The following is a 10,465-nucleotide window of genomic DNA, read 5'->3' on the forward strand; positions in this document are numbered from 1 at the left end:
GTCACAGCCCGTAAAGCCGGAAGCTCGCCCGTCCGCTCAGCTCTCGCACCAGACCAAGCGATGTCAGCCGATCGAACAACCGCCGCGCGGCGCGATCACTGGCCTCTGCCCCTGCTTGGGCCGCCAGCGCATCCTCAGTCAGAAGCCCGGTGATAACAGAGGCGGTGTCCTTTCCCGGTCGCCGCAGATGTGCCGAACGCAAGGCATCGGCGCGGCGGGTCAGATCGATGTGCAAATCGAAGGCGGCAACCGCCCCCCTGCCCAATGCGTTGGCACAGGCCGCAATGAAATGCCTCGCCCTCCAGCCGGAATGCGGCGCGAGGCAGATGCGCGGCAAGCAGCGGCACCGGCCGATCCCAGCCGAGTGCCCGAGCCAAAATCGCATTCGCCAACCAGAGAGCAAGGCCGCGATAGATCTGTCCAAGCGCAAGCACGTCCCGCGCGGCCTCCGCCGCGAAGCGCAGCGGCGCGGTCCGCCCGACAAAGCGCGCGCCAAGGTCGCGCAGAAGCTCGGAAATCGGCTCGGGTGGCAGATCGAAGAAGCCAGGCAGCGTGCAGGCCAATCGGCTGATCTCAGCGCCCGTGTCTCGCTCAGGGCGCGCCAGCCGATCAGCATCCGCCCGGCGGGGCCGGGATCATCGCCCGGACGCCGCAAGGCGATGGTGTCACGCAGGTCCGCCTCGCCTTCCCGGCGCCCTTCCAACTGGGAAATCGCCACGGCTGCAGAGAGCGCCAGCCGCTTGCGCCAAAGGATGCCGACCGGATCCTCAGACCGGGCAATCGGGTCCAGTACCGCAAGGGCGGCCCCGACGAAAAACATCACTGTTTCAACATCATCGCGGCACGCACCCTGCCGGATCCATCGCGGCAGGGCCGGAGGAATTGATGGAGGCTGGGGAGACTTTGCGGCACGTGACATGGCTGGACGCTAGCAAGTATCGGCGCTTCATGCTAGTTTTGTTTATCTTATCCGCCGCGCCTGTCATTCACTTATAATGTCCAATAATGTTGCATTATCGGACTATTATTCGGCGCAACAAAAGAAACTCATGTAAAAACAACTCCTTAAAAAAGAACTCACCGCAATCGTGCCTCTTGTGGCTGGATTCCTCAGCGGGACGGCCTCGACCTTCTTCCTGGTCTACTTTCACGCCTTCTGCGCGGGGGCGCGCTGATGCGTATCTCACGCGATCCCATCTGCAATTGGGGGCCCGTCAGGGCCGCTGCTCGCTCGTCCCGCCTCGAAGTCCTCTCGGATCTTCAAGAGCCTGTGTCGTTCTATCGGGACGCACTCTGGCGGCTGTTTGAATACCTGCTGTGACCGTCCCGTCTGGGCACAGCACGCTGTGCGGCAAAGACGAGGAATGGTCGTGCGTATCGCCATCGCCGCCCGGCTGTCTGTCTCCGCCCTGTCGATGTGCTGGCTCATCACATAAGGCGTCCCGGATAACCAGGGGTGGCCGGCATAAGTTCTCTGATGTGGGAAGGCGCGGCGTATTTGCGGTTGCCCCCGTCTTCGCTCACAGGTCAGACTGGCCTGAAGGGGGGCAAAGCGGCGGAGAGCGGTTGCCCTGTTTTGCGCGCCGGACCGGCAGGCTGTGGGCCGTATGGGGCCGGTGCCTGTTTCGGGAATGAATTTTGACGGAGATCACTGTGCCCCCCCCCCCTCTGCCACCTGTTTATACCTTTTACCGAAGCAATATTTCGCCCGATATCGTTGCGGGCCAGGCGAAGGTGTTCGCACATCTCGGCATCGAACTGATCCAGTGCCTTGATAACAGCGCAGGCCATTCGGAGTGGCTGGACAGGGTTTTCAGTGAACCGCGCGACATTACTGTGGTTTGCGATATCGATGCTTTCCCCCTGACAAGAGACGCCTATATCCGCTTTCTGGAGCGCATATATACCGGCGCGGTGGTCGGGCTGGAGCAGGTTGCCAATCACCTTGACCCGGAAGCCTCCTATGCCGGGCCGATGTTTCTCGGCTGCATGGGGAAAACCTGGCAGGAACTCGGGCGCCCGTCGCTTTCGCATACGGATCGCATGGATGTGGGGCAGAACCTGACCGTTTGCGCGCGCAGTCGTGGTGTGGCGGTCGGGATGATTCCGCCACAATTCGCGATCCGGCCGAAATGGCCGCTGGCCGATCGCGGTATCTTCGGGATCGGCACATTCTACGGCACGCTCGATTTCTTCCATCTCTTTGAATCGCGCGCGGATTCCTCGATCGCGCTCTTCAACGCCGTCAGCGAGGGGGTGGTCAGCGGCAGGCATGATTTTGCCCGCTACATTGCCGCAGTCTGCCCGGCGCAGACCCCCGGTAAGCGCCGCGGGATCTGGCCCTTTCGAAAGGAAAGGAAGGGGTGATGGCGGATCAGGCCGACAGCCGTGTGCAGGAGAGCGGGGGATGGCCGATTTTCGTTGTCAGCCTTGCGGATGCGAAAGAGCGTCGTGAAAAAATATATGCGCAATTGCAGGCAATTGGCCTGACGGCGGAGATCACCTTCGCGGTCGATGGCCGTCAGGGCCTTTCTCCTGAGGCGGAAGCTCGGATCGATCGCGATGGTGCTGCCGCGCGCACCCGGCGCAGAATGTCAGATGCGGAGTTCGCCTGCGCATTGTCCCATCAGACGCTCTATCAGAGGATCATTGATCAGGGCCTGGCCGGCGCGATCATTCTGGAGGATGATGCGATCCTGACAAGCGGCTTTGCGGAGTTCATCGAAGGCTCGGGATTTCTGTCTGCCGATCTGGTGCAGCTGGATCATCTCGATGCGCGCATATGGCCGGGAAGACGTAAGATCTTCGCGCCCGGAATAACGTTTTTCCGCCTGGCCGAAAATGCCAGCCTCACCACGGGATACAGCATCTCGGCAAAAGCCGCCCGCTATATTCTTGACCGCAGCCAGCCGCTTGCAGGCCTTGCAGACTGGCCTTGTGATCTCATGCCGTTATCACCGCTTGTAACCATGCCGCGCATCGTGGATCACCCCGATATTGCGGTTTCAGATTCCGCGCTGGAGCGCCAGCGCGAAGCCTCACGAAAATCGGCAGCCGCTTCTGCAGGTTCGCGTGCCCTGCGTTTCTTTCGCGAAAAATATTGGCAAAGGTGGTGGTTCAAACGCCGCACGAGGAAGATTTCCTAGCGGGGTTTGCAACCGGGGTTGCGCGAACCGGTCCCGACAGCCCGCCAGGCGCAAGGCGTCGCGTATCAGGTTCATCGGGCTGTCATTTTCTTCAGGCTGTCAGGCGCTTTACGCGATAAAAATCCTGAAGGCCGCTGCCAGGGGCAGGGGCCTGACGCCAGCAATGAACTGGCGAGCGCTGTCATCTGCGCCGAGTTTGGCTGCACGGCGCAGAAAGCGCGCGCCCAGAAACCAGCGCGCCTCGGACCATGCGCGAAAGCGGGACTGATAGTTTTTCCAGGTGCGCAGATAGTAGTCGAGCATTGTTTCGGCCGTATTGGCACGGGTGAGCTGTGCGCTATTCGCACCAGCGTGCGTATGGTCGAGATAGACGCGCGCACCAGGCGTGTCCTCATACCAAGGACAGGCCCCACTCGTAGCGAAGGCACAGCAAAGGCCGGCATCCTCATCGATTTTCTGATCGGGGTCCAGACCGCCTGTGGCCGGAAACTGCTCCCGTTTCACCCAGAAGCCGGCGCTCAGGGCGCGATTTTGTGGCGCAACGGCGCATTGGCTGTGACGGGGCCGCTGGCCTGCGACCGGCCGGTCCGGCTTTCACGTCCGTCACTGTGTCAGTGCCATACCGCGCTGAACCTGTATGGGAGGTACCTTCCGCCGTGATTTTAAGCATACGCCGCGCATATCCCGGCAGCAGTTCATCATCATCATCCAGAAACAGGATGGTCGTGCCCCGCGCCCTCGCCACCCCGAAATTCCGCGCGCGCGGCTCCGTTGGGACCGGTGTGACGCAATATGCGCAACTGGCCGTTCGCAGGGACAAGATCCGCCAGCACGTCACCGGCCCATTCAGTCGACCCGTCATCGACAACGACGATCTCAGCGTCTTCCGGCAGACCGGTAAGGGCAGACGCGACGGCCCTGGGCAGAAGCCCTGGACGATTATGTGTCGCGATAACGACCGACAGCCGACAGCCGCGTTCCGGCACAGCCTCCGGCTCAACCGGGTCAGAGACCGGCTCTGATACATCTGAAAGCTGGTCTTTTCTGGTCACTGCAGCACTTTTCGATACGGGTCACACGATATTCTTGCTCCTTTCCTTTATGGCAGGCCTGTCTTCACGTGCAACGCCCCCGACAGATCCAAAGCGCGGACCTTCCTGAAGGTCATGGAGGAGCTGAGCCTCAATACCGTGCAGAGGGCGCAATCCTGCTCACCAGAGGGGGGTGCCACGCAGCTGGCTGGGCAGGATATGGCAGGAGAGACCGGAAATGCTGCCGACTCCTGTCGCAATGGCGCAGGGCCTGCCCGCCAGTGGTATCCCCCTGATCTGACAGTGACCTCTGGCAATTTTATGGGGTAGTATCAGACCCGACACAGAGCCACTGCGATCAGATTGCGCAGGAACTAAGCAGAGGCCAACTGGTCAGCCTTGTGTACAAGGCGCGCGCATGCAAATTTTCCGGTTCTGTCACTGACGACAAAGCGACAGACCCCAGCTCTGGCGGTCTGCTGCCTCGGCGATACCTGCAGGGAAATAGTTGATGGGGTAGCGCTTGAAGTATTGCCGTTTCTGTTTGCCTCCATCCACTTCCGGCAGGCGTATATCCCGTGGCGTAGAAAACAACGTTGCATGTCCGAGTGTGCCAAGTGCGGCAGGGACGATTGCAGGACATGGAAGCAGTCGTCCAATGGCAACAGCGTATGCCGCCTGAACGCGTCACCACTGTGTCCCTCTTCCCGCTTGGCACCTTCGGAACGGTTTCGGGCGTAATATCGAGTTTTCGGCTCAGCGCTGCTGCCCCCAGACCCGCTCTCGAACCGATGCGGGCAGGTCTTTGATCTCCGGTCACTATGGTGCTGCCCAGAGGCGTGCGCGGTCGTCGCGCTGCCAAGACGAACTTGTCCAATCGGGCCTACTTCCACCCCAGAGAAAAGATCGCATTATCAAAAACCTTATCTGTCCCTGAGCAGCTTCATAACCCCATCTCAGCTCCCGGCCAGGATCCGCAATGTGGCAAAAGCTGACCGAACTGAAGTCACGCCAAACAGACATCCCGGCAGCAGTTTCAGCATTATCGGCTGTCTTGCTTCTTTATGGAGAGATGCGCTTCAGACCCCCGAAAATGCCCCGAAATCCTGCCCGATACGCTTCAGCGAGGCCCTGCCGATCGCGGGCTCATGCCTGGCTGCCTGCGGCGGTCCCGTCTGCATCCGGCATCGGAGCACCCTCGCCACAGCTCAGCGCCCCGGGGGGTCGCCATGACGGATGAGACATCCAATCCGGAAGGCGCGAGGCAGGAAGTCCCCGCCCCTGCCCCGCCCGGCCACCAGCCCCCGGCCTTGCGGGATCTGGCCGAACGCGCCCGCGTCTATGCCGAAGCCGCCAGCTCCGCCAATACCCGCAAGGCCTATGCCGCCGACTGGAAGCACTTCGCCGGCTGGTGTCGCCGCGAGGGGCTCGACCCGACGCTGCCCGATCCGCAGATCGTCGGCCTCTATATCACCGCCTGTGCCTCCGGCGCGCCTTCCGTCGGCGGGCGCAGGAACACCGTCTCCACCATCGAGCGCCGGCTCTCCGCGCTGGCCTGGGCCTGGACGCAGCGCGGGCTGAGCCTCAACCGGCGCGACCGCCACATCGCCACCGTCCTCGCCGGCATCCGCAACAGCCACGCCGCGCCCCCGCGCCAGAAGGAAGCGATCCTGCCGGAAGACCTCCGCGCCATGCTGGAGACCTGTGACCGCGGCACGCTGCGGGGGCTCCGGGACCGGGCGATGCTGCTGATCGGTTTCGCCGGGGGCTTGCGCCGGTCCGAGATCACCGGGCTCGACATCGGCCGGGACCAGACCACGGACGGGCGCGGCTGGATCGAGCTGCTGCCTGGCGGATTGCTGGTCACGCTGCGCGGCAAGACCGGCTGGCGCGAGGTCGAGATCGGTCGCGGGTCGTCACCCGCAACCTGCCCGGTCGAAGCGCTGGAACTCTGGCTGAAGTTCGCCCGCATCAGCCAGGGACCGCTGTTCCGTCGGGTCACCGGCGGGGGCAAGGAACCGGGGCCGTTCCGTCTCAATGACCGCGAGGTCGCGAGACTGGTCAAGCGGGCCGCTCAAACAGCGGGACTGCGGGGCGATCTGCCCGAGAAGGACCGCCCTGCCCTCTTCTCCGGCCACAGCCTTCGCGCCGGTCTCGCCTCCTCAGCCGAGGTCGACGAGCGGCATGTGCAAAAGCAGCTCGGCCACGCCAGCGCCGAGATGACCCGCAGGTATCAGCGCCGCCGCGACAGGTTCAGGGTGAACCTGACCAAGGCTGCTGGCCTGTAGCTAAACGATCGGAGCACTACTACGCATCCAGAGACCCCACACGCTCGAGTAATTCACAGATCCCCACAGGACGGCAGCCGTGCCTCCCAAGCTCAGCAATGTGCGGCGGCCGTTTACAACTGTAAAATGTTCGGGCAGCCTCGCCATGCATGTAGTCACGATGCGCCTGCATAGACACTATATGCAGGAAACTCTTGACATAAGCCGGCGAATCACCGCCCTTGTCATCAAGTGGCGCGAAAAATGCTACATTTTCGGATTTGAGGCAACCAGATGATTCCTGTGACACCGCTAACTGCGGATCGCCCGTCAGCACTCGCGACTGACATCTCTGAGCGACTGAACGCCGCGATCAGGGAGCACCTGCTTGCCGCGTTCGCTCCAGACAACACCAAGACACTTCGCGAGTTCTCGGCCCCAGAGGTTGCGGAGCTACTCGATGTCTCAGGTCAGTTCATGCGGAAAGTTCATGCAGACGGCGTTCTGCCAGAACCCGCAATCAACCGTGGAGGACGCCGCTACTACTCAGGTCAGGAGATCTTGCAGGCGCGCGAGATTCTTGAACGAACCTCACGGAAGAAAGGACACTACCTGCCACGCAGGATGGAGGGCGAAAAGCTCCAAGTCTGGCAGCTGATGAACTTCAAGGGCGGGTCAAGCAAAAGCACGACGACGATCCACCTAGCCCACTACCTCGCACTGCAAGGCTACCGGGTGCTGGTCGTTGACCTCGACCCCCAGGGCTCGCTGACGTCCATGTGCGGCATCAGCCCCGAAATCGAGTTCGATGGGCTCACGATCTATGATGCCATCAAATACGAAAACCCGTCGCCGATGGCCGACGTGATCGTGCAGACCTATTTTCCCGGGCTCGCGATCGCTCCTTCCCGGCTCGTCCTATCCGAGTTCGAGACGGAGTCCGCAGTTCACTCCAACTCCGAAAGGCCGTTCTACTTCCGGATCCGCGATGCACTTGCGCAGGTCGAAGCTGACTACGACCTGGTCCTGATGGATAGCCCTCCGCAGCTTGGCTTCCTGACGATTTCCGGTATGGCCGCCGCGACCTCGATCATTGTCCCGATGACCCCATCGATGTTGGACGTCTCCTCCACTGCACAGTTCCTTGAACTCGCAGGGGCTTACATGGGCGTCATCGAAGATGCCGGCGCGGCGCTCGACTACGATCACTTTAAGCTCCTTATCACTCGCGATGAACCCACCGACATCCCGTCTCAGCAAATCACCTCGTTCATGCGGGCCTTGTTTCAGGATCGCGTCATGTCAGCCACCGCTCTCAAGAGCACGGCAATCAGTGACGCGACCATGCTCAAACAGTCTCTCTATGAGGTAGTTCGCTCAGATATGACCAGGGCAACATACGACAGGGCACGGGGCTCGATGGACGCTATCGGCCGCGAGATCGAGACGATGGTCCGGCAAACCTGGGGGCGTAAGTAATGGCTCGCAAATCGCTCAGTGGAATGACAGGCATCGCAAGTACGATCGCGCGCTCCACCACCTCGCCATCCGAGCGGTCGACCAAGATCACCGCGCCTGCACTCGGCGCCCTGCAGGGATCTCTCGCCGCAATTCGCGAGATTGAACCTGGTTTGATCGACGACTGGGGACCCGTTGACCGGCTGACACCGTTTACAGCTGTAAACGATGATGAAGCGGATGACGGCCTCGAGAGTCTTACAAACAGCATCCGGGATCAGGGGCAACAGGTGCCAATTCTGGTTCGTCGAGCAAAGGCCGAAGGCCGTTACGAAGTCATCTATGGACGCCGCCGCCTCGCTGCCTGTCGTGACCTAGGCATTAAAGTCCGGGCCAACGTCCAGGATCTGGATGATGCGACAGCGCTCATAGCCAAGGGCCTCGAGAACGCTGCGCGGCGAAACCTATCCTTCTACGAGCGAGCTAGGTTCGCCCAAGCCATCCTTGATGCCGGCCACCAACCTGCCACGGCAAAGGCGGTGCTTAACCTGTCAGCCGCTGGTCTTTCCCACCTTACCAAGGTCACCCAGGCCGTCCCCGCAGACATCGGCTCGCTCATCGGTGCCGCTCAGAAGTCTGGACGACCGAAATGGACTGCTCTGGCGGAACTCTTCATCGCAGGGAAGCTGACCGAGAGAACGGCCGACGGGATTCTGAGGTCCGCAAACGAGCGCCTGACTTCCGACGAGCGCTTAGACCATCTCATTCGCGAGGCGACAAAGCGCGGCGCTCGACATGACGACATCGCCGAAAGCACTCCAGTCGACGGCGTCACGATCCGCTCTGGCCGTAGCTCAGTGACGCTCACTGTGAAGCGAAGCGGAGCAAATGCCGAGTTCGCTTCCTGGCTGGACACTCGGCTCCAGGACCTCATCAAACAATCCTATGCGGAGTTCCGATCGAAGTCTCCGCAGGACGACGAATAACCAACCGAGGCAGAGCAGAAAGGAGGAAAGGCTAACAAAACAAAACCCCCGAAGCTGTGACGCTCCGGAGGCTGCCGCGCCGAAGCGCATTCTCGATTAGACACCCTGAATCTAGCAGCCCCCGAATCACGAATCAAGAGCAACGCTTCAGAGCGAACGGGATAGTTTTGTCCGCTGATCAATATGAAGCACATCACATCCACGGCCCTTGCGGCCGGGGCACAGGAAATCTGTGCCAAATCCGCGGAGTACTCGCTCCCCGGCATGGGTTCGATCACCCTGCAGCCAGCATTCCGACCTCTCGCTCGTCGGGACATCATGGCTGCGGTCAATACATGCAGCCGCGATCTCGGCATTCGGCAAGGGGCAGTGGTCGTTCTTGACGCGCTGCTGAGCTGCCTGCCCTGTCAGAGCGCGGATGGCCGCGAGACACCCGTTTCTCCGGCCACCCTGCTCACGGTCTATGCCAGCAACGAAACCCTGTGCTTCCGCGCCAAGGGTCTCACCGACCGTCAGTTGCGGCGGCATCTGGAGGCGCTGGAAGCCGCCGGGCTGATCCGCCGCCGTGACAGCGCAAATGGCAAGCGCTTCCCTGTGATGCAGCACGGCAAACCGATCGGTGCCTTCGGGCTGGACCTGTCCCCCCTCTTCGCGCAGTCCAACGAGCTGCTCGCCCTTGCCCTGCGACGCCGCGAGGAAGCAGACGAGTTGCGCGGGCTGCGGGCCCAGATCCTCAGACTTCGCGCCGCTTGCGCCGAACTCCAGCTAAGCGACGCTGTCACCACCTTCATCGACAGTTTGCGAAACCTCGTGCGACGTACCTCACTGACCCTCATTGAGGCTCGGGCAGCTCTCTCGCAGCTGACCACGGTCCTCTCGTCACATGCAGCCCCACAAGCAATAGCCCATTGCGAAGTCGAAGAGGTTGACCAGCGCCTGGCCTCCAAAGCGGAGGCCCCTGATGCTACATCCTGCGCGGAAACCACCATGGACCGCGCTCCAGACCAAACGGTCTCCCAAACCTTTCAGGCCCTCACCGCAGAAACCTCCGGGCTGCGGCCAACCAAGCAAAAGCCCGCCTCTGACGGACAGAACGTCCGCCACATAGAGCAAGATTCAGATACAAAAAAAAGAAAGCGAGAAGTCGATGACCTTCCAAGTTGGACAGCCCTGACCGAGGTCAGCGCTTTCTATGAAAAGCCGACGAGCGCCCCAGAAGCCACACGCATCGCTTTCGAATTCGGAAGCATGCTGAGAATAAGCCAGGACATCCTCGTCCGCGCTGCGAGCAAGCTCGGGCTTTGGGAACTTCTCAAGCTAGAAAACCGCATGGCAGGGCAGATCGGAACCATCCTCAACCCTGATGCGTATGTGAGATCCGTCCTGCGAGCGTGATCCCTGACCGCGGTCGCATGGCCATGAAACACCCAGATAGACCGCTCGGGAGGAATCGGATAGGTTCGTTGATTGTTCTCATGTAGGAACGCTGCGAGGTGGAGTGATGTGCTGGTGTGGACGGCTCCTCACCCACCTGCGCTATGGTCTTCCGGACCACGGTCAAAAACCTGAGGAGAGAG

Annotated in this window: 8 protein-coding genes and 3 pseudogenes; 6 read left to right on the forward strand and 5 right to left on the reverse strand. The window is 61.3% G+C overall.

The features are described 5' to 3' along the window. Nucleotide 1 precedes the first annotated feature (1 nt). From AC4FS3_RS22505 to AC4FS3_RS22515, 3 genes and pseudogenes are all read right to left on the reverse strand, one after another. A complete protein-coding gene (locus AC4FS3_RS22505; RefSeq protein WP_491022414.1) occupies nt 2-337 on the reverse strand; it encodes a DUF1403 family protein in 336 nt (111 codons plus the stop codon). Nucleotides 338-353: 16 nt separating this feature from the next. Then, a pseudogene (locus AC4FS3_RS22510) lies at nt 354-434 on the reverse strand (hypothetical protein); the annotation flags it as partial. A 155-nt stretch (nt 435-589) separates the two neighbouring features. Further along, nucleotides 590-919, reverse strand: a pseudogene (locus AC4FS3_RS22515) (DUF1403 family protein); the annotation flags it as partial. 734 nt (nt 920-1,653) lie between these two features. On the opposite strand from AC4FS3_RS22515, the gene AC4FS3_RS22520 reads away from it, so the two are divergent. Both AC4FS3_RS22520 and AC4FS3_RS22525 read left to right on the forward strand, forming a co-directional pair. Then, nucleotides 1,654-2,367: a hypothetical protein gene (locus tag AC4FS3_RS22520; RefSeq protein ID WP_491022403.1), complete on the forward strand. Its 714-nt coding sequence runs from the start codon at nt 1,654-1,656 to the stop codon at nt 2,365-2,367. After that, complete coding sequence (locus tag AC4FS3_RS22525) at nt 2,367-3,146, forward strand: glycosyltransferase family 25 protein (protein ID WP_491022404.1); 780 nt, start codon at nt 2,367-2,369, stop codon at nt 3,144-3,146. Before AC4FS3_RS22520 ends, AC4FS3_RS22525 begins: the two co-directional genes overlap by 1 nt. 108 nt (nt 3,147-3,254) lie before the next feature. On the opposite strand, the gene AC4FS3_RS22530 is transcribed toward AC4FS3_RS22525, so the two are convergent. Then, nucleotides 3,255-3,650 (reverse strand): hypothetical protein, encoded by a 396-nt coding sequence (locus tag AC4FS3_RS22530; RefSeq protein ID WP_491022405.1) that lies wholly within the window; start codon nt 3,648-3,650, stop codon nt 3,255-3,257. Beyond that, nucleotides 3,592-4,198 (reverse strand): annotated as a pseudogene (locus tag AC4FS3_RS22535) (glycosyltransferase family 2 protein). The gene AC4FS3_RS22530 and the pseudogene AC4FS3_RS22535 overlap by 59 nt, the downstream one beginning before the upstream one ends. Nucleotides 4,199-5,406: 1,208 nt before the next feature. On the opposite strand from AC4FS3_RS22535, the gene AC4FS3_RS22540 reads away from it, so the two are divergent. The 4 genes from AC4FS3_RS22540 (at nt 5,407) to AC4FS3_RS22555 (ending at nt 10,283) form a co-directional block, all read left to right on the forward strand. Then, nucleotides 5,407-6,465, forward strand: a complete 1,059-nt coding sequence (locus tag AC4FS3_RS22540) for a site-specific integrase (RefSeq protein WP_491022406.1) — start codon at nt 5,407-5,409, stop codon at nt 6,463-6,465. A gap of 273 nt (nt 6,466-6,738) precedes the next feature. Then, complete coding sequence (gene repA, locus AC4FS3_RS22545; RefSeq protein ID WP_491022407.1) at nt 6,739-7,923, forward strand: plasmid partitioning protein RepA; 1,185 nt, start codon at nt 6,739-6,741, stop codon at nt 7,921-7,923. Continuing rightward, nucleotides 7,923-8,888: a plasmid partitioning protein RepB gene (gene repB, locus AC4FS3_RS22550; RefSeq protein ID WP_491022408.1), complete on the forward strand. Its 966-nt coding sequence runs from the start codon at nt 7,923-7,925 to the stop codon at nt 8,886-8,888. Before repA ends, repB begins: the two co-directional genes overlap by 1 nt. 183 nt (nt 8,889-9,071) lie before the next feature. Next, on the forward strand, nt 9,072-10,283 hold the full coding sequence (locus tag AC4FS3_RS22555) for a helix-turn-helix domain-containing protein (RefSeq protein ID WP_491022409.1): 1,212 nt from the start codon (nt 9,072-9,074) through the stop codon (nt 10,281-10,283). Nucleotides 10,284-10,465: the final 182 nt, after the last annotated feature.

It is taken from the genome of Pseudogemmobacter sp. TB195, assembly GCF_058313095.1.